The 451-nt window shown below is 69.0% G+C and carries 1 protein-coding gene; it reads left to right on the top strand.

What is annotated here, in order from left to right; all coding sequences use genetic code 11:
- Positions 1-451, top strand: a 451-nt coding sequence (locus ACQRUO_RS39715; protein WP_428321033.1) for an FAD-dependent monooxygenase, incomplete at both ends; no start/stop codon positions are given.

The following is a 451-nucleotide window of genomic DNA, read 5'->3' as shown; positions in this document are numbered from 1 at the left end:
TCGTTCCTGCCGCTCTACCCCGAGGGAGGCTGGGCATGGTTCGCCCCCACTCCGGAGCATCCCGAGAGCGCGGACTGGTCCGCCCTGGTCTCTCACGCTCTGGGCCAGAGCCTCGATGTGAAAGTCGAGGTGGCGAGGGTTGAGCAATGGGTGATGAACGCGTTCGTCGCCGAGCGCTTCCGCCAGGGCCGCACTGTGCTGGCAGGCGACGCCGCGCACGCGATCCCCGTCTTCGGCGGCCTGGGCATGAACGCGGGCGTCGCCGACGTGCACAACCTGTGCTGGAAACTCGCCGGCGTCGTGCGTGGCTGGGCCGCAGTGGGCTTGCTGGACACCTACGAGACGGAACGACGGCCGGTCGCTCACCTGACGCTGCGTCAGACGGTGGAGAACACGCGGCTCGCGGTTCAAACCCAGACGCAGCGCCAGGAGCAGCGCCGATCGGGCCAAG

Source organism: Kitasatospora sp. LaBMicrA B282, from assembly GCF_050325825.1.
GTDB lineage: Bacteria > Actinomycetota > Actinomycetes > Streptomycetales > Streptomycetaceae > Kitasatospora.
The sequence above is the reverse complement of the archived record's forward strand: the minus strand, read 5'-3'. Positions and strand labels throughout refer to the sequence as shown.